At 71.8% G+C, this 25,639-nt stretch carries 16 protein-coding genes and 2 pseudogenes; 9 read left to right on the top strand and 9 right to left on the bottom strand.

Annotation, left to right across the window (positions count from 1 at the left end; all coding sequences use genetic code 11):
- Nucleotides 1-496: 496 nt before the first annotated feature.
- The 4 genes and pseudogenes from IF99_RS0124025 to ssd all read right to left on the bottom strand — a co-directional run.
- Nucleotides 497-1,090 carry a type II secretion system F family protein gene (locus IF99_RS0124025; protein WP_234340823.1) on the bottom strand — a complete coding sequence of 198 codons (594 nt, stop codon included), beginning with the start codon at nt 1,088-1,090 and terminating at the stop codon, nt 497-499.
- Nucleotides 1,091-1,317: 227 nt separating this feature from the next.
- Complete coding sequence (locus IF99_RS0124020; RefSeq protein ID WP_030999191.1) at nt 1,318-2,235, bottom strand: type II secretion system F family protein; 918 nt, start codon at nt 2,233-2,235, stop codon at nt 1,318-1,320.
- Nucleotides 2,232-3,404, bottom strand: a complete 1,173-nt coding sequence (locus tag IF99_RS0124015) for a TadA family conjugal transfer-associated ATPase (RefSeq protein WP_030999190.1) — start codon at nt 3,402-3,404, stop codon at nt 2,232-2,234. The genes IF99_RS0124020 and IF99_RS0124015 overlap by 4 nt, the downstream gene beginning before the upstream one ends.
- A gap of 359 nt (nt 3,405-3,763) precedes the next feature.
- Nucleotides 3,764-4,897: pseudogene (gene ssd / locus IF99_RS31085) on the bottom strand (septum site-determining protein Ssd); the annotation flags it as partial.
- Between the two features lie 699 nt (nt 4,898-5,596).
- Here ssd and IF99_RS0124005 point away from each other — a divergent pair.
- Nucleotides 5,597-6,424, top strand: coding sequence for an HAD family hydrolase (locus IF99_RS0124005; RefSeq protein WP_030999187.1), 828 nt, complete (start codon nt 5,597-5,599; stop codon nt 6,422-6,424).
- Nucleotides 6,425-6,515: 91 nt separating this feature from the next.
- On the opposite strand, the gene IF99_RS0124000 is transcribed toward IF99_RS0124005, so the two are convergent.
- On the bottom strand, nt 6,516-7,340 hold the full coding sequence (locus IF99_RS0124000; RefSeq protein ID WP_030999185.1) for an oxidoreductase: 825 nt from the start codon (nt 7,338-7,340) through the stop codon (nt 6,516-6,518).
- A gap of 121 nt (nt 7,341-7,461) precedes the next feature.
- On the opposite strand from IF99_RS0124000, the pseudogene IF99_RS35145 reads away from it, so the two are divergent.
- Nucleotides 7,462-8,395: pseudogene (locus IF99_RS35145) on the top strand (ATP-binding protein).
- A gap of 816 nt (nt 8,396-9,211) precedes the next feature.
- Here the strand turns inward: IF99_RS35145 and IF99_RS0123990 are convergent.
- Nucleotides 9,212-10,507, bottom strand: coding sequence for a hypothetical protein (locus IF99_RS0123990; protein WP_051703652.1), 1,296 nt, complete (start codon nt 10,505-10,507; stop codon nt 9,212-9,214).
- Nucleotides 10,508-11,117: 610 nt separating this feature from the next.
- On the opposite strand from IF99_RS0123990, the gene IF99_RS0123985 reads away from it, so the two are divergent.
- The 6 genes from IF99_RS0123985 to IF99_RS35140 all read left to right on the top strand — a co-directional run bounded on the left by IF99_RS0123985 (nt 11,118) and on the right by IF99_RS35140 (nt 20,474).
- Nucleotides 11,118-13,628, top strand: a complete 2,511-nt coding sequence (locus IF99_RS0123985) for a bifunctional SulP family inorganic anion transporter/carbonic anhydrase (protein WP_199806549.1) — start codon at nt 11,118-11,120, stop codon at nt 13,626-13,628.
- Nucleotides 13,629-14,236: 608 nt separating this feature from the next.
- The gene (gene acs, locus IF99_RS0123980; RefSeq protein WP_030999181.1) at nt 14,237-16,171 is read left to right on the top strand and encodes an acetate--CoA ligase; all 1,935 of its coding nucleotides are present in this window, start codon (nt 14,237-14,239) and stop codon (nt 16,169-16,171) included.
- Between the two features lie 517 nt (nt 16,172-16,688).
- A complete protein-coding gene (nhaA, locus tag IF99_RS0123975) occupies nt 16,689-18,083 on the top strand; it encodes a Na+/H+ antiporter NhaA (protein WP_051703656.1) in 1,395 nt (464 codons plus the stop codon).
- Nucleotides 18,084-18,429: 346 nt separating this feature from the next.
- The gene (locus IF99_RS0123970) at nt 18,430-18,987 is read left to right on the top strand and encodes a phage holin family protein (protein ID WP_030999178.1); all 558 of its coding nucleotides are present in this window, start codon (nt 18,430-18,432) and stop codon (nt 18,985-18,987) included.
- Entirely contained in the window at nt 18,984-19,922 is a 939-nt protein-coding gene (locus IF99_RS0123965; protein WP_030999176.1) for an alpha/beta fold hydrolase, read from the top strand. The genes IF99_RS0123970 and IF99_RS0123965 overlap by 4 nt, the downstream gene beginning before the upstream one ends.
- Before the next feature lie 360 nt (nt 19,923-20,282).
- The gene (locus IF99_RS35140) at nt 20,283-20,474 is read left to right on the top strand and encodes a hypothetical protein (RefSeq protein ID WP_030999174.1); all 192 of its coding nucleotides are present in this window, start codon (nt 20,283-20,285) and stop codon (nt 20,472-20,474) included.
- Nucleotides 20,475-20,714: 240 nt separating this feature from the next.
- On the opposite strand, the gene IF99_RS0123955 is transcribed toward IF99_RS35140, so the two are convergent.
- The 3 genes from IF99_RS0123955 to nth form a co-directional block, all read right to left on the bottom strand.
- Nucleotides 20,715-21,914: a MarP family serine protease gene (locus IF99_RS0123955; protein ID WP_030999172.1), complete on the bottom strand. Its 1,200-nt coding sequence runs from the start codon at nt 21,912-21,914 to the stop codon at nt 20,715-20,717.
- 12 nt (nt 21,915-21,926) lie between these two features.
- Nucleotides 21,927-22,583, bottom strand: coding sequence for an NUDIX hydrolase (locus tag IF99_RS0123950; RefSeq protein ID WP_051703655.1), 657 nt, complete (start codon nt 22,581-22,583; stop codon nt 21,927-21,929).
- Nucleotides 22,584-23,088: 505 nt separating this feature from the next.
- Nucleotides 23,089-24,144 (bottom strand): endonuclease III, encoded by a 1,056-nt coding sequence (gene nth, locus IF99_RS0123945; RefSeq protein ID WP_234340822.1) that lies wholly within the window; start codon nt 24,142-24,144, stop codon nt 23,089-23,091.
- A gap of 383 nt (nt 24,145-24,527) precedes the next feature.
- Between nth and IF99_RS0123935 the strand changes: the two genes are divergently transcribed.
- The gene (locus IF99_RS0123935) at nt 24,528-25,202 is read left to right on the top strand and encodes a Crp/Fnr family transcriptional regulator (RefSeq protein WP_007823925.1); all 675 of its coding nucleotides are present in this window, start codon (nt 24,528-24,530) and stop codon (nt 25,200-25,202) included.
- Nucleotides 25,203-25,639: the final 437 nt, after the last annotated feature.

The raw sequence follows: 25,639 nt of genomic DNA, 5'->3' as shown, positions 1-25,639 counted from the left end.
GCCGTCCACCCTTACCAAGCCGTCCGACTCCGCTGAGCCACCTCCTTTCGCGGGCTTCACCAAGCGGAACTCCGCCGAGCGCCCCTCCCTCAAGACATCCCCCACCGGGCGCCGGCTCACCGCCGTACACCCCGGCGCCCGCTCCCCATCGGGCCGCGGCACCGCGCCTGCTGACAGGTGAGCACCCCTCAGGTGATTGTCTGACTCGTGATCTCCCGGAGCGCCCCGCTGGCGCGCACCGGCAGCGAGAGCGCGGCAGCCACGAGCGATGACGAGACGCTCGTTCGTAAGGTCCCGCCGCGTCCTGGCCTTGGCGGCGGCCCGGCCCCGCCTCCTACCGGGCGTGTGGCCCCGCGCGACCGTTCCGCGCGTACCCGCGCCCTTGCCCCGCGTCTCCCGTACAGCCTTCACGTTGTTCCTCACCACGTACTCCTTCGTTTCCTTTCCGCCTCGACGGGCTGTCCGCACGCCGAGCTGTCCTTCGTCGCCGCTCCACTCAGCGGCGCGTCAACTCCCCCGCCAGCCCCAGCAGTACGGGCGCCACCCCGAGGATCAGGAAGGCTGGCAGGAAGCAGAGGCCGAGCGGTGCCGTCACGAGCACCCCGGCCCGCCGCGCCGCCGCGGTGGCGGTACGCGCCCAGCGAGCGCGGCAGTCCGCCGCAAGTGCCAGGGCCGGTGCCGCGACCGGGGCGCCGGAGATCGTGGCGCGCTGGAGCAGGCCCGCGAGCCCGCCCGCCCCGGGCAGCGAGCCGAAGACGGCCCAGGCCCGCTCCGGTTCCCCGCCCAGCCGGATCTCCGCCGCGACATGCCGCAATCGCTCCCCGACCAGCCCGTCGAGCGAGCTACCCACCGCTTCCGCCGCCTCCACGGGCCCCGCGCCTGCCGCCACGCAGGCGGCGAGCAGATCCGCCGCGAGCGGCAGATCGGCCGGAGTCCCGCCCTCCCGCTGCCGGGGCCGCCAGGAAAGCCTTGGCCTCGCGTCCTCCACTGGCCCGCGCCTCGACCGGCGTATGTCGTCCGCGCACATCCACCGGTGCATGAGGAGGGCCACCGCGATCCCGCAGGCCAGACCCGTCGTCTCGCCGGCCAAGGCCCACACGGTGCACCCCGCCCCCGCGACGCTCACCCACCGCCGGGGCGTGACAGGTCCCGCCCGTATGCCCGTACGGAGCCGGGAGCCGCCACCCGCCGCACCGAACAGCCGCCGACCACGGCCCCGCGCAGCCGCTTGCTGGCGGCGGACGAACAGCGTTCCCAGGAGAAGGACCAGGGTCAGCGCCCACAACGCAATCCCCACCCTGTGGACGGCCTCGGCGTTCACCGCGCCACCCCCGCGCCGCGCTGCGCCTGCCGTACGAGCCACAGGCACCACCACACGCCGGCTGCCTCCAGCGCGCTTCCGATCACGAGGCAGACGAACCCCGGGGCCGAGCCGAAGAGCACGCGTAGCGGTGCCGCTCCGACCGCCGAGCCGAGAAGCAGTCCGAGGAGCGGCAACGCGGCCAGGAGCCACGCCGTCGCGCGCGCTCCGCTCAGTTGCGCGAGGAGGTCCGCGCGCTGATCCCGGTCGGCGAGGAGCGCACGCTCCAGTCGCTCCAGGCCGACCGCGAGCCCGGCTCCCCGGTCGAGGGCCACACGCCAGCAGGCGGCCAGACCGACCAAGCCCTCGGCGCCCGGCACCCGCGCCGCCTCGTGCAATGCCGCAGGGACATCCCCGCCGAAGCGGGCCGCGGCGAGGATGTCAGCCCGTGCCGGGCCGAGTTCGCCACAGGCGTTCACCGCATGGGCCAGGGCCTCAGCCGGTCCGCTCCCGGCCCGTACCTCGCCGGCCAGGAGTCCGCACAGCACCACCACCGCATCCGCCCGTGCGGCCCGCGCCCGGCCCGCCGCCCGGGCGCGGCACATGCGGCGCACGAGTGGCCAGGCGGGCAGCGCCAGCACCAGAGGGATGAAGGAGCCCGCCAGTAGCGCCACCGCTACCGCCCCCGGCGGGCACCACCACTCGGGGCGCCACTCTGCCTTGAGTCGCACGAGGGCACGCCGCCACGTCTTGGCCGACTCAAGCCCCGCGCCGCCGCTCAGCAATGCCCTGGCCCTCGCGGGGCCCGGCCGCCCGACCCGGCGCACCGCCACCAGACCCACCACTGCCAGCACGAGCGCCCAGGCGGGTGAGCCGAGCACCCCGACAGGCCCCGGCACCGCCTCCGCGAGCGGCGCCCATGACTGCCCTGTCATGACGCGAGCTCCTGGCCTCGTTCGCGCAGCAACTCCCGGAGCCGCGGCCAGCCTTCCTCGCGTACAAAGGCCCGCTCGCCCCAGCGCAGCGCGGGCACCGTCACGACGAGCCCTGCCGGGTCGCGCGCGAACACCCGGATCTCGGCGATCCTGCGCCGGCCCGCGCTGTCCCTGACCAGGTGAAGGACCACGGAGAGCGCGGCAGCCACCTGGCTGTGCAGCGCGGCGCGGTCGAGCCCCGCAGCGGTGCCGAGCGCCTCCAGACGCGCCGGGACGTCGGAAGCCGTATTGGCATGCACAGTGCAGCACCCGCCCTCGTGGCCCGTATTGAGGGCGGCGAGCAAGTGCACGACCTCGGCGCCACGCACTTCGCCGACCACGAGCCGGTCGGGCCGCATCCGCAGCGCCTGCCGGACGAGGTCCTGGAGGGTGACACGGCCCGTGCCCTCCTGGTTGGCGGGCCGCGTCTCCAGCCGCACGACGTGGGGATGCGCGGGCCTCAGCTCGGCGGAGTCCTCGGCCAGTACGAGGCGTTCTTCCGGCCCGACGAGGCCGAGCAACGCGCTCAGCAGCGTCGTCTTGCCCGTCCCGGTACCACCACTGACCAGGAAGGAGAGACGGCCTGCGACGAGCGCGCGCAGCACCATGTCCCCGCCGGGAGGAATCGTGCCGGCCTCCGTGAGTTCGGCCAAAGTGAAGGCGCGGGGGCGCACGACGCGCAGGGACAGGCAGGCGGAGCCGACCGCGACCGGGGGCAGCACCGCGTGCAAGCGCGTCCCGTCGGGCAGGCGGGCGTCCGCCCAGGGGTGGGCGTCGTCGAGGCGTCGGCCGGCGACGGCGGCGAGACGCTGCGCGAGTCGGCGTACCGCCGCGGCGTCGGCGAAGCGCACACCGCTCAGCTCCAGGCCGCCGCCGCGCTCCACCCAGACCCTGTCCGGCGCGGAGACCAGGACATCCGTCACGTCCGGATCGGCGAGCAGCGGTTCGAGCGGCCCGGCGCCGATGAGTTCACAGCGCAGCAGATGCGTGAAGCGCAGCACCTCGCTGTCGCCCAGTACGCCGCCCTGTTCCCGCACGGCGAGCGCGACCTTGGCCGGGGTGGGTTCAGCGCCTCTCTCCGCGAGCCAGCGGCGTACTCCGTCGAGGAGCCCTTCGGCGGTGGCGATCACCGGCGTGCTCCCGCTTCGCGCACGGCGGCCCGGTAGGCGAGCGCCGTCTGCTCCTCCACCGCGTGGTCCCGCGCGCCTTGGGGGCCCGCCGTCGTGTGTACGCGCCGTAGAGGCCGGGTCGGGCGGCTGCCCTCGGGCCATGCCCCGACGGGGCGACGGCCGAGCACGCGCGTACCGCTCCCGAACCCCCTCGCCTCAGCCGTACGATGCGCGGCACCGCTGTCACGCGCTCCCGCCGAGGCGGGGGGCGGGGTCTCCGGGCCGCCCGGTGGCGTGGGTCGCTCTCGACGGGCGCTCCGCACGTGGGCGCCTCGTACGCCCTTCCTTCCCCGGTGACGTCTGGACGTTTCCTGCTGCGGTGCTGCGGCCTCGTCCCAGAAGTCCTGGCAGAACCGTGCGAGCGGGCCGCGCGAGCCGGGCGGCCGTCCCGTCGCCTGCGCGCGCCCGAGGCCGCCCTCCCAGGGCACTTCGCCGACGAACGGCAGTCCGAGCAGCCGCACTACTTCGGCCGTGTCCAGTTCGGTGGCCGCGGGAAGGGGCGGCCCGGACACGAGGAGCCGGACATCGGGCGTCAGGGCGCCGAGGCTCGCGGCGACCTTGCGCGCCGAGGCGAGAGCACGCAGTTCCTTGGGGACGAGAAGCAGTACGAGGTCGAGCTGGCGCAGCACCTCCGCCACCTCGGCGTCGCAGCGGCGCGGCAGATCGACGACAACGGCTCCGCCGCGGCGTCGCCCGGCCGCGAGAACCGCACGCACCGCCTCGGGCGGGACGCCGTCGAACTCTCCCCGGTCCCAGCTCAGGACGCGCAGACCGTGCGCCGCGGGCAGGGACTCCTCCAGCGCGCTGCCGCTCACCCGGCCCCGGGAGCGGGCGAAGTCGGGCCAGCGCAGGCCGTTTTGTCGCTCGGCGCCGAGCACCACATCAATTCCGCCGCCCCACGGGTCGGCGTCCACCAAGAGCGTCTTCCTGTTGTCGGCCGCGGAGGCAAGCGCCAGGGCGCAGGCGAGTGTTGAGGCACCGGCGCCGCCCCGACCGCCGATGACGCCGACGGTGAGGGCGGGTTCCACGGTCCCGCCCTCGGCCACTTCGGCGACTTCGGCGAGCCGGTCAGTGAGCCACTCCTCGGCGTCGGGGAGCACGAGCACGTGCTCGGCGCCCGTCTCCACGGCGTGCCGCCAGATGCCGGGCCCGGTGACAGGAAGACGGCTCAGTACGAGCAGCCCTGGCCTGCGGTTCACCCCCGAAAAGCGGGGCAGTACGTCGGTGCCGAGCAGGACGACAGGGGGCGCCTCCCAGTCCCCACGCCGTTCGGGCGCCGTCTGACGTACTTCGGGCAGGACGCCGGCGGCGGCGCACAACCGCAGCACGTCGTCAAGGAGCTCCGCGTCCTCGGTGATGATCAGCGGCCCGGGCGGGCGCCCCTCCTTTGTCTCCTTCCCGGACACACTCGTCCTGGCCTTCCCAGGGCGGGCCTGGGCCGCGCTCCCCTGCATGGAGTTTCCTGCATGCGTGGGCCTTGCCTCGTCCCGTCCCGCGCCGGCCCGGACCCCTTCGCCTTTTCCCCCGTGGACACCCATCACTTCCGCTTCCCCTTCGATCGTCCTTGCCGCCCGCCGCGCGGGGTCCGCGCCGCTGTCCCGGTCTGCCGCGCATATGCGCGCACCGCGAAATGGAGCACCTCGCCGCCGAGGAAGACCCCCGTAACGAGCTGTGCGTCGTTCTTCGCGAACGCATTCAGGCTTGCAGAGACCAAGGAGGCATTGAGTACCCGACGGCAAATCTGTGGATAACTCGGGGGAAGTGAATATTCGCGTCACTCATTCCGGTGACGAGAGTGGGAGAACTACGGAAGTTATCCACAGATTTCAGCTCGGTGCGGCCGACCGACCACGGAACGTGACAGGCTGTGCAGCACGAGCACTCGACCGCACCAGCGGCCGGAGTGGGAGCGCGTCGTGCGCAGAGGAGGAGGAAGTCGATGACGGGTCGGACAAACCGCACCAAACGGCCGCAGACATACGACGACCCCCGCCGGGGGGGAGAGCGGGGGTCGTCTCCACGGCCGACTCGGGGGGGGGAGGAGTCGGGCCGTGTTGGACACGGTCGCGAACGATCCGTGACTTCCATGGTGTACCCGAGGGTCCTCTCAGGCAAACCCGTACGCGCCGCCTTACGCCGAATGGTGGGCGCCTATGCTCGGCCTCGTGGAAAACCACTCCTTGCCGCGCACGGCCGCCTTCTTCGACCTCGACAAGACCGTCATTGCGAAGTCGAGCACACTCACGTTCAGCAAGTCCTTCTATCAAGGCGGGCTGATCAATCGCAGAGCCGCCCTGCGAACGGCGTACACGCAGTTCGTCTTCCTCGTGGGCGGCGCCGACCACGACCAGATGGAGCGGATGCGCTCCTACCTCTCCTCCCTGTGTCGTGGCTGGAACGTGCGACAGGTGAAGGAGATCGTGGCCGAGACCCTGCACGACCTCATCGACCCGATCATCTACGACGAGGCTGCATCCCTGATCGAGGAGCACCACGCGGCCGGGCGTGACGTGGTGATCGTCTCCACCTCGGGAGCCGAAGTGGTCGAGCCGATCGGTGAGTTGCTGGGCGCCGACCGGGTGGTAGCGACCCGCATGGTGGTGGGTGAGGACGGGTGCTACACGGGTGAGGTGGAGTACTACGCCTACGGCCCCACCAAGGCCGAAGCGGTGAAGGAGCTGGCCGCGACCGAAGGCTACGACCTGACCCGCTGCTACGCCTACAGCGACTCGGCGACCGACCTGCCGATGCTGGAGGCAGTGGGCCACCCGTCAGCGGTCAACCCTGACCGCACCCTGCGAAAGGAGGCACTGGCCCGCGAGTGGCAGGTACTGGATTTCCATCGTCCGGTACGGCTCAAGCAGCGCCTGCCGAGGTTCCGGCCGCCCACCCCGGTCCTCTTCGCCGCAGCGGCGTTCGGCGCCGTCGCCGCCGCCGGCCTGGTCTGGTACTCCAGCCGCCGCCGCTCCGTCACGAGCTGAGCCGCCCCGCCTCGTGATCCCCCCGAGCCCTCGCACCGAAAGCGGTGCCAGGAGGCCGTCGCCGACGGCTCACCCACTCGGGGAGGGTGCTTCAGGCAGCCCCACGCTGAAGCGCCTCGCACACGGCGGTGGACTCGCGCGCGCCGAGTTCCACCGCACGCGCGCAGTGCCGGATCCAGCTCGCCACACCCGCCGGGGTGCCGGTGACGTATCCGCCCAGAGCCCGGGAGTACTCCTCGGCTCCCAGCTCCGAGTGCCCCACCTCGGCGGGGCACACCGCCTTCGGGTCAAGGCCCGAACCGACCAGCACGATGCGCTCGGCGGCGCGCGCGACCAGTCCGTTGCGTGTCGTGAAAGGTCGCAGGGCGAGGAGTTCGCCGTGCACGATGGCGGCGACGACCAGGGCGGGCGCCTTGGAGCCGGAGGCGAGCAGGCCGGCCAGTCCCTCCAGCCTGCTCGCGGTCTCGGCGGCGTCGGGGAGAGCGAGGCCGAGGTGGCTGTCCTCGACGCCCTCACCCGCCACCCGAGGACGTCCCACCTCGGGAGCCTCTCTGGCCTCGGCCACCACGTGCAGCCGGGCCAGTACACGCAAAGGCGACTGGCCCCACACCGAAAGGAGCTGTCCCGCCTCAGCGCTCAACCGCAACGCCGCGCCCACGGTGCGCGCCTCTGACTCCGAGCCGAAGTCGGTGCGTCGACGTACCTCCTCCAGCGCCCAGTCGGCTCCGTCGAGCGCGGCGGAGGCACGGGCGCCCCGCAGCGCCGCCTCGGAGCTGATCTCGTTGCTGCGGCGCCGCATGACGCGGTGGGCGTAGACCCGGTCCACGGCGGTGCGGACGGATTCGACCGCCTCGGGCACCCCCGGCAGGTCCGCGAGGGCGGCGAACGGGTCGGCGCCCGCTGCTGTCGTACTCATGAGTAAGACCCTACGCAGTCGGGGTGCTGCCCCCTCGAAGGAGTGGTGTTCTTCACGCGCATTGACCACGAGGCATCACGCACTCTCACGCTAGGTGAACAGGAGGATCCGCTTCGTAAGGATGGGTGGCAGCGGCAAGACACCCTGCCCTGGCCTCACTTTTCGTCCGTCACCTCGCGCGGACGGTGCCTCTGTCCCGGCGGTGGACGCCGACGTCAACCAGCATTTCGGCGTGGCCCTGGGCATGACCCAGGAGGAGGCCGCCCACCTGCCCGCGATGGGCGTGCGTCTCCGCTCATCAAGAGGAGTACATAGGAGGGAGCAACCCCCGTATCGCCTCTGTCGACGCCGTGATCAAGACAATGCCGCCGGGGGCTGCTGGTTCCCGTCCGCTGCGGGTGGCGGAGGCCGACCCCGTGCACGACGCCTGTGTGCGGCGGGTGAAGCTGAACGGAGCGGACGCCCGGCTCATGGTCACCGGGCCGTTCCCCGAGGCGGACCTGGGGATGGCCTGCTACCACTCGAAGGCCGGGGCAGTGGAGCTGCACCTGAACCACCTCGTCGGCGGTCGGGACGAGTACGTGGCGGTGGGCTTGACCGCCGGCGCGGATTCCTTCGCCTCCGGCGTGTTCACCCGGTTCGACACGGCGTTCCTGGCGACGGAGTCGACCTGGCGGGGTGTCGGTCTACCGCCAGTACAAGGAGTACGCGGGGAATTTGGGGGTCGCGCTCCGGGTCGTGGGCATCAAGGTGGGGGAGCCGGACGACCTCACGTTCTTGCGGGCGAGGTCGTCGAGGACCTGTTGGTGACGGTGGGCAGGTCGCGATGCGGGCGATGGAGAAGGGGCGCTCGGCGCCGTTCGGGGAGTTGGGGGAGGAGAACAAAGCGGCTCTGGTCGTTCTCCAGAAGTGCACGGACGCCATGTACGCGCGGCGGGGCTGAGGGGCGGTACACGCGGCAGATGCTCCACTTCCATCCGAAGAGCGCGCGGAGCTGGGGCAATGATCGGGCCGGGGCGAACCTCGCCTCACAAGTCGACCCCGATTTCTCCTGAACCAGAGTGGGCGGACGCCGAGTGCTGGCCGGTCTGCGGTACGTACTCGGCCAGGACGCGATGACTGACGCGATCTGACGACGGGCGGTCGCCGGCATTGGGGGCGGCGCGCGAGGTGCGGGCGCCTCGGGCTGTCTCCGATGCCGCAGGCCGAAGGGGCCGCTGCGACACGGGCGGGCGAACCGTGGGCGGTTTGTTGACTGCCCGCGGCACCTCGAAGGAGGGGTTCCGGAGAGGCGCGAGGTTGACGGCGGCGGGACGAAAGAACGAGAGGCCGACGGGGGTTGGCCGGGGCTCGGTTCGAGGGGGCGGGGCCGGTGTCCGGGTGCCTGGAGCCCTTGTGCGGCGGGGAATGTGCGGGGCGGGGCCGCGTGCCGCAGAAGTGTCGGTGCGGAACGGACCGGACGGGGGGAAACGGACGGGGACTGCGAGGGTGGGGGTCGCGGAAGGTGCGAGGCGTGACACGGGGACGGGTGGCCGGTGTAGCGTCCGGGCCACGGTCTGCGTCGTTCTCCCGAACCGGCCCCTCCCCCGGCCCGGGAACCATACGATCAGCCCAGGGCCCCGACCCGGACCGGCACCCCGAATGCCGGTCCGGGCACGGAGCCGGTGGGGTCCGTCGCGACGGACCCCACCACATCTCACCGGTTGTCGGCCGTGCCGCTATGTGTCAGCGGGGACCGGCCGGGGCGCTTCCGTCAGTCGTGGGAGCGCTGAACGGTTCCGGGGACGCACTGCGCGAGGACGGTCCCGGAGGGGCGGGACCCTGTGGGACGCCGGCCCCGCAGGGGCCTGCTTCGTTGGTCCCCGCCCAGCTCAGTGCTTCTTCTCCGCCTCCCCCTTCTTCTGCGGCTGGGCACCCGCGGCGGCGTCGGCGGCGGCCGGGGCAGGAGAGTCGAGCGAGCCCCAGCCGCCCTGGGGAGCCTGGCCGACACCGAGCTTCTGGAGCTTGGCGAGGGTCGCGGGGTCCTGAGCGTCGAGCCAGTCGGCGAGTTCGCGGAAGGAGACGCAGCGGACGCCCTTCTTGTGGCAGACCGACTTGACCACGTCTTCGACGGCGCGCATGTACGTGCCGCCGTTCCAGGACTCGAAGTGGTTGCCGATGATCACCGGGGCGCGGTTGCCGCGGTAGGAGCGGTCGAAGGACTCCATGAGGCCCTGGCGCATCTGGTTGCCCCAGAACTCGCGCTTGGCGGGGTCGCCCTGAGTCGTCCCGGACTGGTTGACCAGGAAGTTGTAGTCCATCGAGATGGTCTCGTAGGTATGGCCGGGCATGGGGACCATGTGCATCGAGAGGTCCCACATGCCTTGCTTCTTGGTGGGCCAGACCTGTTCACGGACACCGCTGCTGTCGTAGCGGAAGCCCATCGGCCCCGCGGCGGCCATGAAGTTCTTCTGGCCTTCGAGGCAGGGGGTGCGCGCGCCGATGAGCTCCTTGTCGTAGTCGAAGGGGAGCGGGTCGGCCTTGCCGGTGGAGGTGTTGGTCTTCCACGTCTTCACGAACTGCTTGGCCTGGTTGATCTCGCTGCGCCAGTCCGCGACGGACCACTCGCCGACACCGCCACCCTTGCCGCAGAAGTGGCCGTTGAAGTGGGTGCCGATCTCGTGGCCGTCCAGCCAGGCCCCACGAACCTGGTCGACGGTGTCGCGGATGCCCTTGAGGTCGTTGAAGCCGATGTCGGAGCGGCCCGGGGAGTGCATGGGCGGGTGGTAGAGGTCCTTCTTCGCGCCGGGGAGCATGTAGACCCCGCTGAGAAAGAAGGTCATAGTCGCGTTGTTCTCCTTGGCGACCTTGCGGAAGTGCGAGAAGAGCTTCTGGCCGTCCTCGCCCGCCCCGTCCCAGGAGAAGACGACGAACTGAGGGGGCTCCTGACCCGCCTTGAGCTTCTCAGGACGCAGCTGGTGCGGCTGGACGCCGGTGAAGGCGGTCGAGCCGTCGCCGATGAGGCGGACGGCGTTCTTGGGAGCAGGAGCCGGTTCGGCCTTCTCCTTCTTGCCCTGGGCCGCGGAGTGACCGGTGTCGTGGGAGGCGCCGCCCCCGCAGCCGGTGAGGGCGACGGCACAGGCGGCGGCCACTGTGGCCACCGCCGTCATTCTTCTGGTGGTTGCCATGACGGCCCACCTTCTTCCTTGCATCGCTCACGTGGGCCGCACCGCGTCCCGCAGGCGGGAAGGGTCCGGCCGAGGTCCGCGCCAAGGTCACACACGGGGCGATTCCGTCATGGACTGACAAGCCGTACAAAATGATTAATCACTCGCGCAGGTGAAGTAATGGACTGTTTGCCCCGATAGACGGCAACAATCCTTTACTCTCAATTACGATCCATTTACCAAGTGTTGAAACACCGTGCTCGAAGGCCCTACGAAACCGGCGCGTCGCCTCTCCCCACCCCACCTCGCGCGCACGTCCCGGCCCGCGGGCCCTCGCAGACAGCCACCAACCGCACACTCAGCGCACCCCCGCACACCACGCATCCCGCCGCTGTACGCCGTGACCCACGGCCGCGCACTGACGCGACCGCGCAGCCCCGGAGGAGACGGGAACATGACCTCTCGCGTAAACACACACACCTCGCACGGACCGCCGGAGCCCGAGGAGAGCCCTGGCCTCGACACCGCCGGACACGGCCCGGATCTAGGCAAAGCCGCTACCGACTCCGGCGCGCCCTGCCCCCGCGAGGCAGACTCCGCCCTGCCCTTCCCCGACACGCCAGGCCCCGGTATGGCCGAGGCCACCGCGCCCAGCCCCGCCCGTACGACCGAACTCCCCACGCCCCCCACCGACGCCCGCCCCGGCACAGCCCCGCACGGGCCCTCCGATCACGGCTCCGCCCGCCCCGGCACACCCAAGCCACACGACACCGCTCCGCGTTCACGGCCCCGCTTCCGCCTCCCGGAGGCCGTCGACCTCTCCGCCTCGATCTCCGTGTTCCTCATCGCCCTGCCGCTCTCGCTCGGCATCGCGCTGGCGACGGGGGCGCCGCTTCAGTCGGGACTCGTCGCCGCCGCTGTGGGCGGGCTGATCGCGGGACGGCTCGGGGGCTCGGTGCTCCAGGTGAGCGGACCGGCGGCCGGGCTCACCGTCGTGACGGCCGACATCATCCAGCAGTACGGCTGGCGGGCGACCTGCGCGATCACCGTGTTCGCCGGGGTATGCCAGCTCGGGCTCGGGATGCTCCGCGTGGCGCGTTCCGCGCTCGCGGTGAGCCCGGCGATCGTGCACGGGATGCTTGCCGGCATCGGCATCACGATCGCGGTCGCGCAGGTGCACATCGTGCTTGGCGGTACACCGCAGAGCAGCGTACTGGACAATTTGCGCGGGCTTCCGGCGCAGCTCGCGGAGACGCGGTGGGCGGCGCTCGCGATGAGCGTGCTGACGCTCGCCGTGCTCTACCTGTGGCCCAAACTGCCGGGGCGCGCCGCGCGGCTCGCGAAAGTGCTGCCCGCCACGCTCGTCGCGGTCACCACAGCGACACTCGTCGCGGCGCTCGCCGGGCTCTCGCTGCCCCGCGTGGACCTGCCCTCGTGGAGCAACCACGCCCTGCCCGCGCTCCCGGAGGGCCCTCTCGGCGGCATCGTCGCCGGGGTCGTGACCATCACACTCGTCACGAGTGTGCAGTCACTGCTCGGGGCGGTCGCCGTCGACAAACTCGTCGCCGCTCGGCCCGAGCAGGCGGTACGGGTGCCGCGGTCGAACCTCGATCGCGAACTCCTCGGCCAGGGCGCGGCGAACATCGTCTCGGGCGGCCTCGGCGGTCTGCCCGTCGCCGGGGTCGCCGTCCGCAGCACCGCCAACATCAACGCGGGCGCGGTGAGCCGTGCCTCCACGATGCTGCACGGGATGTGGGTCCTGGTCGCCGCGCTGCTCGCGGTGCCCCTGCTCCAGTACATCCCGCTGGCCGTGCTCGCCGCGCTCGTGATGTCCGTGGGCATCCAGATGGTCAATCTGCTCCACATCAGGACAGTGACACGGCACCGGGAGTTCCTGGTCTATGGAGTGACGACGTGCGGTGTCGTCTTCCTCGGGGTGCTCGAAGGGGTCGGTCTCGGCATCGCCGTCGCGGTCGGTCTCGCCCTGCACCGGCTGAGCCGCACCCGGATCGTCCATCACGAGCGGGCGGGGCACCACCTCGTACACGTGCGCGGTCAGTTGACCTTCCTGGCCGTGCCCCGGCTCAGCCGGACGCTGCACCACGTACCGGCGAAGGCCACCGTGGTCGTCGAGCTGGACGGCTCGTTCATGGACCACGCCGCCTTCGAGACGCTGCAGGACTGGCGGACCTCGCACACCGCGCAGGGGGGCGCGGTCAGCGTGACCGGTCCGGTCGGCCCCCGCACCACCGAACCGGCGGCGGGACCGCGCGTCCCTCGCCGTCTCTGGACGCCCTGGCACCACCACCGCAGGTCGGCGGCGCTCGGTCCGGTGGCGGCGTCGATCGGCGCCGGGAGGGGGGCGCAGCGCCTCATCTCGGGGATCAGCGCGTTCCAGCGCGACACGGCACCCCACATGCGGGAGGAACTCGCCCGCCTCGCCCGGGAGGGGCAGCGGCCCTCGCAGCTCTTCCTCACCTGCGCGGACTCACGTCTCGTCACGAGCATGATCACGGCGAGCGGTCCGGGCGACCTCTTCACCGTCCGCAACGTGGGAAATCTCGTCCCCCCGCCTGGCGCGAACGCCACCGCGGACGCCTCTGCGGGGAGCGGCACCGGTTCGGTGAGCGGGGCCGGGGCTCTGAGCGGGGACGACTCGGTGGGAGCCGCGATCGAGTACGCGGTCGACGTGCTGCGCGTCGAGTCGATCACCGTGTGCGGGCACTCCGGGTGCGGCGCGATGCAGGCGCTGTTGAGCGAGGACGAGCGGCGCGGCGGCGCCGTGGGCGACGAGAGGGCCGACGTGCCCTTGTCGCCGCTGTGGCGGTGGCTGCGGTACGGGGCGCCGAGCCTCGCGCGACTGCGGGGGGACGCGAGCACTCTCCCCGGTTTCGCACGGCGCGAGCCCGCCGACATCGCCGAGCAGCTCTGCCTCGTCAACATCGTGCAGCAGTTGGACCACTTGCGGGGGCATCCCGCGGTGGCCCGCAGGCTCGCCGAGGGCAGCCTCGCGCTGCACGGCATGTACTTCCACGTCGGCGAGGCCCAGGCGTACCTGCTGCGTGAGGACATCGACGGAGCGGCACCGGTCTTCGAGGAGGTGAGCGCCGCCCAGGAGCCGGAGCGGCCCGTACCCGCCTGAGCCGCGCGGGCATCCGTGAGAGATCGGCGCGAGGAGGCCGACTCACCCGCGGTTGGCCCCCGGGTGCGCCTGTCCGCCGACGGCCCCCGCACGGAAACGCCCACCTCAAGACGCCCGCCCTTGTACGTACGGCTGCTCCAGGCCCATACGTACGAGGGCGGAGCCACGCCGTTCCGCCGGGCCGCGCCCGTCGCCGCCCCACCGGGGCGCTCTCACCCCCCCGTCACGCCCCGCCGCCCCAAGCGCCTGCCGCCTTCAGGGCTCGCACGCCCGCTGCCCGGCGGAGACACGCCGCCGGGCGGCGGGGAGTGCGAGTCGGGGCGGATGAGCAGAAGCGGGAGAAGCAGGGCTGTTGGGGTGTCACCGGGCAGGTCGCTTCGTGGGAGCGGGCGGCGCGTGCGCGCACCCGGGGGCGTGGCGGATGAACCTCCGACCTGGGACGTACGTGTCAAGGGTTGCGGGGCCGCCTGGTTCAAGCGCGCCCCGGCGGGTCCGCTTTGCGGGGGTTGACCTCGTGTCTCCGCAAGCGTTGAATCCCCATGGCAGGACAGAATTGGTCTACACCACGGGACGGTGGGTCAGTGAGCGAGCGTTCGTCAATCGCCAACATGCTCAAGGAAGAGCGCAAGTTCGCGCCGCCGGCGGAGCTGGCGGCGCACGCCAACGTGAAGGCGGACGCCTATGAGCGGGCGCGCGAGGACCGCCTCGGCTTCTGGGCCGAGCAGGCGCGCCGGCTGAGCTGGGAGACCGAGCCCACCGAGACCCTGGACTGGTCGAACCCGCCGTTCGCCAAGTGGTTCGCGGACGGCAAGCTGAACGTCGCGTACAACTGCGTGGACCGCCATGTCGAGGCGGGCAATGGCGACCGGGTCGCGATCCACTTCGAGGGCGAGCCGGGCGACAGCCGCAGCATCACGTACGCGCAGCTCAAGGACGAGGTCTCGCGCGCGGCGAACGGCCTGATCGAGCTGGGTGTCGGCAAGGGGGACCGGGTCGCGGTGTACCTGCCGATGATCCCCGAGGCCGTCACCGCGATGCTCGCCTGCGCGCGCATCGGCGCGATGCACTCCGTCGTCTTCGGCGGTTTCTCGGCCGACGCCATCGCGGCGCGGATCGCCGACGCGGACGCGAAGGTCGTCATCACCGCCGACGGCGGTTACCGGCGCGGCAAGCCGAGCGCGCTGAAGCCGGCCGTGGACGCGGCCGTCTCGCGCTTCGAGACGGTCGAGCACGTCGTCGTCGTCCGCCGCACGGGCGAGGACACGGCGTGGACCGAGGGCCGTGACGTGTGGTGGCATGAGCTGACCGAGCGCCAGTCCGCCGAGCACACGCCGGAGGCCTTCGAGGCCGAGCAGCCGCTCTTCATTCTCTACACGTCGGGGACCACGGGTAAGCCGAAGGGCATCCTGCACACCTCGGGCGGCTACCTCACCCAGGCGAGCTTCACGCACCACGCCGTCTTCGACCTCAAGCCGGAGACGGACGTCTACTGGTGCACGGCCGACATCGGCTGGGTCACCGGGCACTCGTACATCGTCTACGGGCCGCTTTCCAACGGCGCGACCCAGGTGATGTACGAGGGCACGCCGGACACACCCCACCAGGGACGGTTCTGGGAAATCATCCAGAAGTACGGGGTGACGATCCTGTACGCGGCGCCGACGGCGATCCGCACGTTCATGAAGTGGGGCGACGACATCCCCGCGAAGTTCGACCTCTCCTCGCTGCGGGTGCTCGGTTCGGTCGGTGAGCCGATCAACCCCGAGGCGTGGATGTGGTACCGCAAGAACATCGGGCACGACAAGACGCCGATCGTCGACACGTGGTGGCAGACCGAGACCGGCTCGATGATGATCTCGCCGCTGCCAGGCGTCACCGAGACGAAGCCGGGTTCCGCGCAGACCCCGCTGCCCGGCATCTCCGCCACGGTCGTGGACGACGAGGGCAACGAGGTCGGGAACGGGGGCGGGGGCTACCTCGTGCTCACGGAGCCGTGGCCGTCGATGCTCCGCACCATCTGGGGCGACGACCAGCGCTTCATCGACACGTACTGGTCGCGCTTCGAGGGCAAGTACTTCGCCGGTGACGGGGCGAAGAAGGACGAGGACGGGGATATCTGGCTGCTCGGCCGGGTCGACGACGTCATGCTCGTCTCGGGGCACAACATCTCCACGACCGAGGTCGAGTCGGCGCTCGTCTCGCACCCGGCGGTCGCCGAGGCGGCGGTCGTCGGCGCCGCCGACCAGACCACGGGTCAGGCCATCGTGGCGTTCGTGATCCTGCGCGGCTCCGCCACGGAGTCGGAGGACCTGGTCGCGGACCTGCGCAACCACGTGGGCGCGACGCTCGGGCCGATCGCCAAGCCGAAGCGGATCATGGCGGTCGCCGAGCTGCCGAAGACGCGGTCCGGGAAGATCATGCGGAGGCTGTTGCGCGACGTGGCGGAGAACCGCGAGCTGGGAGACGTCACGACGCTGACGGACTCCTCGGTGATGGACCTCATCCAGTCGAAGCTGCCCGCCTCCGGCGGCAGTGACGACTGAGGTCTCCGCAGGCCGAGAAAGGGACGGGTCCTTCGGGGCTCGTCCCTTCGTCGTGGGAGGGGCGGGTGTGCGGGTGTACCCCCGTGGACGGATGTACTTCGGTGTACGGGTGCACTCCCGGTGTACGGGCGTACTCCCGATGTACGGATGTACTCCCGGTCTACGGACGCGTTCCGGCGTACATCCGTACTCTCGGTGTACACCTGCACTTCGATGCACGAGTGTGCACCGAGTACTCAGGCGCACGTCCGGCGTACAGATGTGAACTCAGTGTACGGATGTACACCGCACTCCGAGAGGGCAGCGCGACGTGCCGCCTCCGGACCGGTGGCCTCTACGGGCCGGAGCGAGCGGTGGCCCGGGCCCCCGTCCGCAGCGGTTCGTTAGGCTGGTCTCGTACGCCCTGCGTACCGACAAACGAAGAGGGGTGCCGGGAAGCCTGGTCGGCGTGTGATCACCTGACGTCGAACCGCGCCCGCACGGGCCGGACCTGGAGACCCCTGTGCCCAGCACCCGCCTGCCCTCTCCCGGGCGCCGTTTTCTCGGACGCCTCCCCCTGCCCGAGTACCGCTACCTCACGGACGCCCTGCGCGCCGAGACGCTCGGCGGCGTGCTGCTCCTCGTCGCCGCCGTCCTCGCTCTCGTCTGGGCGAACACGCCGCTGTCGCACAGCTACGAGACCGTTCGCGATTTCCACGTCGGGCCCGCGTCGCTCGGGCTGCGCCTCTCGGTGGAGCACTGGGCGGCGGACGGGCTGCTCGCGGTGTTCTTCTTCGTCGCGGGGGCCGAGCTGAAGCGCGAACTCGTCGCGGGCGACCTGCGCGATCCCAAGGCCGCGCTGCTGCCCGTGGTGGCGGCGGCGTGCGGGATGATCGCGCCCGCGCTCGTGTACACGCTCGTCAACACGGTCGGCGGCGGCGACCGGGGGGGCTGGGCGGTCCCGACCGCGACGGACATCGCCTTCGCGCTAGCCGTGCTCGCCGTGCTCGGCACCGCGCTGCCCTCGCCGCTGCGCGCCTTCCTGCTGACGCTCGCGGTCGTCGACGACCTGTTCGCGATCCTGATCATCGCGGTCTTCTTCACGAGCGACCTGGACTTCGTCGCGCTCGGCGGGGCCGTCGCCGGGCTCGTCGTCTTCTGGTTCCTGCTGCGCCGGCTGCGGGTGCGGGGCTGGTACGTGTACGTGCCGCTCGCGCTGGTGATCTGGGGGCTCATGTACAACAGCGGCGTGCACGCGACGATCGCGGGCGTCGCGATGGGCCTCATGCTGCGCTGCCACCGCGAGGAGGGTGAGGAGACGTCACCCGGGGAGCGGGTCGAGCACCTGGTCCGCCCCTTCTCGGCCGGGGTGGCGGTGCCGCTCTTCGCGCTGTTCTCCGCGGGGGTCGCGGTGGGCGGCGACGCGCTCGCCGACATCTTCACCCGCCCGGAGACGCTGGGGGTGGTCCTCGGGCTCGTCGTCGGCAAGGCGGTGGGGATCTTCGGGGGCACGTGGCTGACGGCACGTTTCACACGGGCCTCGCTCAGCGAGGAGCTGTCCTGGTCCGATCTCTTCGCGGTCTCCGTGCTCGCGGGCATCGGCTTCACCGTGTCCCTCCTCATCGGGGAACTGGCCTTCACGGACGACGCCCGCCTCACCGACGAGGTCAAGGCGGCGGTGCTCGTCGGCTCGCTTATCGCGGTGCTGCTGGCCGCCGTCCTGCTGCGGCTGCGCAACCGGGTGTACGCGCGGCTGCGCGCCGAGGAGGAGCGCGACGAGGACCTCGACGGCGTGCCGGACGTCTACCAGCAGGACGACCCGGCACACCATCAGCGCCTCGCCGAGTCCTCCGAGGACCGGGCCGCCGCACACCGCGCCCGAGCCCAGGAGCTGGAGCGGGGACGGGAGGACCCGGGGGCGGGGCGCGCCTGACACAGCACGACGTGTGGGCGCCTCCCGTACGACACGCGGCGCGGACCCGTCACCCCCTCACTCACCGCTCACCCGTACGGGCGTCGGACGGACCCGTACGACGCGCGAAGGGCCCATATCCCCGTACTCCCCACGCGAGCCCGGACGGCTCCCGCGCCCCCGTGAAGGAAGCCGTACCGCACCCAACAGGAGTCAGGCGGGCGGGGCGGGGGAAGCGGCAAGGGCAAGGGTCCGGCATGATCTGAACCCTGACCGTGTTTCGGGCGGGTGCGCCGCCGCCCGGACGAGGCGGGGGCCGCGAGCCCGGTCCCCGCGCAGACCGGCGAAAGAGAAGAGGGAGTACGCGATGAGCGCACCCGACAGCGCGAGCCACCGTCCCGGCGAGCCCGAGAAGGCGGCCGCGGCGTTGAGCGCGGACCGCAGCCTCGGCCAGCTCATGGCCAACGCGGTCTCCGAACTGTCCGCGCTGGTGCACGACGAGATCGCGCTCGCCAAGGTGCAGATCATGAAGGACGTGAAGAAGGGGGTGGCCGGGAGCGGGGCGTTCATCGTCGCGCTGACCCTCGCCCTCTTCTCGCTCCCCATGCTGAGCTTCGCGCTCGCCTACGGCATCCACTCCTGGAGCGGCTGGCACCTCTCCGTCTGCTTCCTGCTCTCCTTCGCCGCGAGCATCATCGTGGCCGGTCTCTTCGCCCTCATCGGGCTCGTGCTCTTCAAGAAGGCGCAGAAGGGCAGGGGGCCGCAGAAGGCGGCGGCGGCCGCGAAGGCCGATGCCGCGGTCCTCTCCAACGCCAAGCCGCACCCGCGTCCCGAGACGCCGGAGCTGGAGAACTTCCCGCCGCTGGCGCGGAAGGACGGCGAGGGAGCGGACGGCGCCTCAGCTGTGGCACGCTCCTCCTCATGACGGCTACCGACCCCCGTTCGGCGCAATCCGCCTCCGCGATCCGGATCGACGGTCCCTGGACCCACCGGGACGTGGCGGCGAACGGCGCGCGCTTCCACATCGCGGAAGTGGGCGAGGGGCCGCTCGTCATGCTCGTGCACGGCTTCCCGCAGTTCTGGTGGACGTGGCGCGAGCAGCTCACCGCGCTCGCCGCCGCCGGGTACCGGGCGGTCGCGATGGACCTGCGCGGGGTCGGCGGCAGCGACCGCACGCCGCGCGGTTACGACCCGGCGAACCTCGCCCTCGACATCACCGGCGTGATCCGCTCGCTCGGCGAGCCGGACGCGGCGCTCGTCGGGCACGACCTCGGCGGCTACCTCGCCTGGACGGCGGCTGTCATGCGGCCCAAGCTCGTGCGCCGGCTCGTCGTCTCCTCGATGCCGCATCCGCGCCGCTGGCGCGCGGCGATGCTCAGGGACCCCCGGCAGTCCGCCGCCGGCTCGTACGTGTGGGGCTTCCAGCGTCCCTGGGTCCCGGAGCGGCAGCTCGTCGCCGACGAGGGCGCGCTCGTCGGCGAGCTGCTGCGGGAGTGGTCCGGGCCGCGTCTCCCGGACGAGAAGACGGCCGGTGTCTACCGCAGGGCGATGTGCATCCCCTCGACGGCGCACTGCGCGGTGGAGCCGTACCGCTGGCTCGTGCGCTCGCTCGCGCGGCCGGACGGCGTGCAGTTCTACCGGCGGATGCGGCGGCCCGTACGCGTCCCGACACTGCACCTGCACGGGGCGCTCGACCCGGTGCTGCGCACCCGCTCGTCGGCCGGTTCGGGCGAGTACGTCGAGGCCCCGTACCGCTGGCGGCTCTACGAGGGGCTCGGGCACTTCCCGCACGAGGAGGACCCGCTCGGCTTCAACCGCGAGCTGATCGACTGGCTGCGGGACCCGGAACCGGACCGCTGAAGCGGGCGGGGGATCTGATCGCCTTCGTCCGCGTGAGGGCTGTACCGGTGGCGGTGGAACCGGGCCGGATCTGTCGTCTGCACGCGGGAGCGGGGCCGGACTGTTGACCCACGCCGTAGAACCGGGCCGGACCCTGGACCCGTGTCGTAGGGCCGGATCGCCGACGCGTTTTCCGAGGCGTGTTCCGGGGTGTGCGCCCTCTGCGCCGTCGTGCTCTCGCCTTCCTCCGCCCGTCGGGCCCCACTCGTATCGCTGGATGGGCGGGGCCGCCTGACGATCGAACAGGTGTTGCCAGCCGCATAGGCCAATTAGGTGCCGGGGGTGCGGTTACCGACCATGGGAGCCGGGCAGGGACGGGGTATGGGCTGGACGCACGACTACAGTGACGCAGCACGCGACCGCCGCTCAGTCTCCGCGCTGAGCAGCCACGAGGGGGCGGGTCCGCTGGGCTCCGGCGAACCGCATCCCTCCCCGGACGGGGTCAACATCCCCCTCATCCTCCGCCGCCGGGCCCGCTGGGTCTCGGCTCGTCTCCGGCACACGCGCGACTGAACCGCCCCGGCGCCCCCACCAGGGCCCGGCCGGGGAGCACGGAGGCGTGGGGGCGCACAGCCTCGCGTACGGCAGCCGCAGGACGGCGCCGTTCTCCGCGCACGGTCGCAGGGCACGCCGCCACCGCGCGCGACTGCCCCGCTTCCCGGATCGCACCACCCCGCACGTACGAGCGCACAGGGCCCCGGCCCCACGTGATCCGTGGCGGCCGGGGCCCTCGCGTGGCGCGGCGGCGTGCGGTCAGAGCGCGCAGCTCTCCGTGTCGACGCGCTGGTTCGCCGTACGGCCCTGGGCGACGTCGTCGCGGACCTCGTCGGCGGTGAGGGCGTAGCCGGTGTCGGGGTCGTCGAGCGATTTCGCGAAGACGACGCCGTAGACGCGGCCGTCCGTCGTGAGGAGCGGGCCGCCGGAGTTGCCCTGGCGGACGGTGGCGTAGAGCGAGTAGACGTCGCGGCTCACCGAGCCCCGGTGGTAGATGTCGGGGCCGGTCGGGGTGATGCGGCTGCGGACGCGGGCGGGGCGGACGTCGTAGTCGCCGTTCTCCGGGAACCCGGCGACGATCGCGTCGTCTCCCGGTTCCGCGTCACCGTTGGTGAAGCGCAGCGAGGGGGCGGGCAGTCCGGGGATGTCGAGGACCGCGATGTCGCGCTTCCAGTCGTAGAGCACGACCGTGCCGTCGTAGCGCCTGCCCTGGCCGCCGATCTGGACGGTCGGTTCGCCGACCCCGCCGACGACGTGCGCGTTGGTCATCACGCGGTCCTTGGCGAAGACGAAGCCGGAGCCCTCCAGGACCTTGCCGCAACCGGAGGCGGTGCCGACGACCTTGACGATCGACTGCTTCGCCGTCCGTGCGACCTGACTGTTCGCCAGGGCGGCGTCCGGCGGGTCGACGGGCTTGATCGGCTCGTTCGAGAAGGGGCTGAAGACCTGCGGGAAGCCGTTCTGCGCGAGGACCGAGCGGAAGTCGGAGAACCAGTTGTCGGCCTCCTGGGGCATGGCCTGCGAGATGCCAAGGAGCACCTTGGAGTTGCGGACCTGCTTGCCGACCGTGGGCAGCGTCGTCTGCGCGAGGAGCGAGCCGAGGAGCCAGGCGACGAGGAGCATCGCGAGGACGTTGACGACGGCGCCGCCGGTCGCGTCGAGCGCGCGCGCCGGACTCCACGTGATGTGGGTGCGGAGTTTGTTGCCGAGGTGGGTGGTGAACGCCTGGCCCGTCGAGGCGCACACGATGACGATGATCACCCCGACCACGACGGCGGTCGTGCTCGCCTCCGAGTTGTCCGTCAGGGCGTCCCAGAGCACGGGCAGCACCCACACGGCGAGGAGCCCGCCCCCGAGGAAGCCGATCACCGACAGGATGCCGACGACGAAACCCTGGCGGTAGCCCACGATCGCGAACCACACAGCGGCGGCGAGCAAGAAGAAGTCCAGCGCGTTCACCGGGACACCCTGTCATGCGTGCCGGTCGAGTGAGACCCGCTTCCCCCTGTCCCATGGTCGCTCCCAGCCCGCGAAGTGCAGCATCCGGTCGATGACTCCGGCGGTGAAACCCCAGACCAGAGCGTCGCGGACGAGGAAAGCGGGGCCTTCGTGGCCGCGCGGATGGACCGCGACGGCGCGGTGCGCCGGGTCCGTGAGTTCGCTCACCGGCACCGAGAAGACGCGCGCCGTCTCGCCGGGGTCGACGGCCCGGACGGGGCTGGGCGCGCGCCACCAGCCGAGCACGGGGGTCACGACGAAGCGGGTCAGCGGGATGTAGAGACGTGGCAGAACCCCGAAGAGCTGGACGCCGTCGGGGTCGAGCCCCGTCTCCTCCTCGGCCTCGCGGAGCGCGGCGCGCAGCGGCCCGGTGGTGAGCGGGTCGCCGTCGGCCGGGTCGAGGGAGCCGCCGGGGAAGGAGGGCTGACCGGCGTGGGCGCGCAGCGAGGAGGACCGCTCGGTGAGCAGCAGTTCGGGACCGTCCTCACCCTCGCCGAGCAGGATGAGCACCGCCGCCTGCCGGCCTCCGCCGTCCGCCGGTGGCAGGAAGGCGCTGAGCTGCTCGCCCCGTACCGTCCGCACGGCGTCGACGACCGGGTCGAGCCAGCGGGGCAGGCCCTCGGTACTCAGGACGGGGTCCGGAGGAGCGGGCGGGCCGTGGAGGGGGGCGGGGGCAGGGGAGTGCTCTGGGAGGGGAGCGGAGGCCGAGGGGCGCTCGGGGAGGGCAGCGGGCGTGGGGGGTGTGCCGCTGCCGCGTCCGGCCTCGTACGTGGCCCTGCCGCGTCCGCCGTCGTGCGTGCCGCGTCCGGCCTCGTACGTGCTGTGTACGCCTTCGTGCGTGCCGGGGCCGTCCTCCGGCGTGCCGCCGATGGCGCCGGAGGCCCGCTTGTCGGTGCGGAACTCGCTCTCGGTGCTCAGGGTCGCTTCACCACCCGTTCTCCTCCCGGCGGGGCCGGTCGTCGTTGTTTCGTTGTCTTCCTTCACCTGCCCCAACGTCTCCGTGAAGCCACCGTGTTCCAGTGGCAGGCGAGACGCGGGTGCAATGGGGAGCACGAGGGCGCGTAGGAGCGCCTGGGGGCGCCCCTGAGACGTCTCAGGGGCGCCCCTGGCTCCGTCTGGCCGCCCAGGGGAGGCGTCAGCCACCCAGGTGAGGCGCGGGGGGACCCGGGAAGTCGGCGGGGGGCTTCAGCCGCTGGCCCGGCATGCCGCCCTTCTCGTACTTGAGGAGCTTCTCCGCCTTCTCCGGGTCGGTCTCGCCCTCGCCGTACGAGGGACAGAGCGGAGCCACCGGGCAGGCGCCGCAGGCGGGGCGGCGGGAGTGGCACATGCGGCGGCCGTGGAAGATCACGCGGTGCGAGAGCATCGTCCACTCGCTCGGCTCGAAGATCGCGGCGACGTCCGACTCGACCTTCACCGGGTCCTCGGACGTCGTCCACTTCCAGCGGCGTGCGAGGCGCCCGAAGTGGGTGTCCACAGTGATCCCCGGGACGCCGAAAGCATTACCCAACACGACAAATGCTGTCTTCCGGCCCACTCCGGGCAGCTTCACGAGCGCGTCGACGGTGGCCGGGACCTCGCCGTCGAAGTCGTCGCGGAGCGCCGCCGAGAGGCCGAGCAACGAGCGCCCCTTGGCCCGGAAGAAGCCGGTGGGCCGGATGAGCTCCTCCAGCTCCTCGGGCACCGCCGCCGCCATGTCTTCGGGCGTCGGGTACTTCGCGAAGAGCGCGGGAGTCGTCTGGTTCACCCGCAGGTCGGTGGTCTGGGCGGAGAGGACGGTGGCGACGAGGAGCTGGAAGGGGTCCTCGAAGTCCAGCTCGGGGTGGGCGTAGGGGTAGGTCTCGGCGAGCACCTCGTTGATGGCGTGCGCGCGCTCGACCATGGCGGCCCGGGACTCGCGCTTGGCGAAGCCCGGGGGCTTGGGGGCGGAGGCCTTCTTGGCGGGAGCCTTTTTAGCGGCGGGCTTCTTAGCGGCGGGCTTCTTGGTCGCGGTCTTCGCCGTTTTCGTGGGCTTCGTGGCCGTTGCCTTTTTAGCGGCGGCCGTCTTCGTGCCGGGAGCCTTGGTCGCCCCAGTCTTGGACGCGGCCGTCTTGGACGCGGCCGTCTTCCTGGCCGGTGTCGTCGTCTTCGCTGCCGCCTTCTTCGCCGGCTTTTCGGCCGTCGTCTTCCCCGCTGCCGTCTTCTTCGTCGTCACCCGGCTGTCCTCCGTGCCCTCCGCCGACGCCGCGTGCCTGCGCGCGGCGCTCGCTCGTCCCGTTCCGTACCGGCCCGCTCGTGCTCGTACGACCTCTGACGGCCCTAACGCGGCCGCGTTCGCTCACAGCGGAACGTGCAGGTCGGCGCCGTACCGCAGGTGCCTCAACCTGCCCCGTACCGCCAGGCTTCGCGGACACCCGCTCAGCCTACGGCCGGGTACTGACATCCGCCGCCGAGCACGGGGTACGCCACTCCCACGGCCCCCCTGGCGCACAGGACCGAGCATCTGTGCGGCACACTTGTGACTGATCACACTGTTTGGCACGTCCGGCACAATGGGAGACGACCAGTCCCCCTGAGCAGCCGACAAGGAGAGAACTCGTGGATGACGTTCTGCGGCGCGCACCGCTGTTCGCGGCGCTCGATGACGAACAGGCGGCGGAGCTCCGCGCCTCCATGAGTGAGGTGACGCTTGCCCGTGGGGAGTCCCTCTTCCACGAAGGTGAGCCGGGCGACCGCCTCTACGTCGTGACGGAGGGCAAGGTCAAGCTGCACCGCACCTCGCCCGACGGCCGCGAGAACATGCTCGCGGTGCTCGGCCCCGGCGAGCTGATCGGTGAGCTGTCGCTCTTCGACCCGGGCCCGCGCACGGCGACCGCGTCCGCGCTCACCGAGGTGAAGCTGCTCGGGCTGGGGCACAACGATCTCCAGCCGTGGCTCAGTGGGCGTCCCGAGGTCGCCGCGGCGCTGCTGCGCGCCGTGGCCCGTCGGCTGCGCAAGACCAACGACCAGATGTCCGACCTCGTCTTCTCCGATGTGCCGGGCCGTGTCGCCCGCGCGCTCCTCGACCTGTCGCGCCGCTTCGGCGTGCAGTCCGAGGAGGGCATCCACGTCGTCCACGACCTGACGCAGGAGGAGCTGGCCCAGCTCGTCGGCGCCTCCCGCGAGACGGTCAACAAGGCGCTCGCCGACTTCGCCGGACGCGGGTGGCTGCGGCTGGAGGCGCGCGCGGTGATCCTGCTGGACGTCGAGCGGCTGGCGAAGCGGTCGCGTTGAGACGGTGACGCTTCGGGGCGGTGGCTGCTTCGGGGCGGCGACCGCTTTGGGGTGGTGGCGGGGCTGAGGCTGCGGCCGCATTGAGGCGGGGACTGCTGTGACGCGGTAGCCGTGTTGAGGCGATGGCCGAGGTGCGTGTGTGGGTTTCCGTGCGGGGCTTGGTCCCGGACGTAGGAGAGGCGGCCGTTCCCGGGTGGGGGCGGTCGCCTTCTTGGTGCCGGTCCTCCGGCGGCTGGGCTTATGTACGGGTGATCGGCCCGGGGGTGGGGATGATCGGGGCGGTCGTGGCGATGATCCGGCCGGTACTTCGGCGTTCGTACGACTGCGGCTGTGGACAACCCGGTTGGGTTCCCGACGCCGCTCACTCGCACGAGTGAGGGGGTGTACGGGTTTCCTTGAGTTGTCCACAGATGTGGGCGGGGTGGTGGGGGCGGGGG

The organism is Streptomyces sp. NRRL F-5630 (assembly GCF_000719475.1).
Lineage (GTDB): Bacteria > Actinomycetota > Actinomycetes > Streptomycetales > Streptomycetaceae > Streptomyces.
The sequence above is the reverse complement of the archived record's forward strand: the minus strand, read 5'-3'. Positions and strand labels throughout refer to the sequence as shown.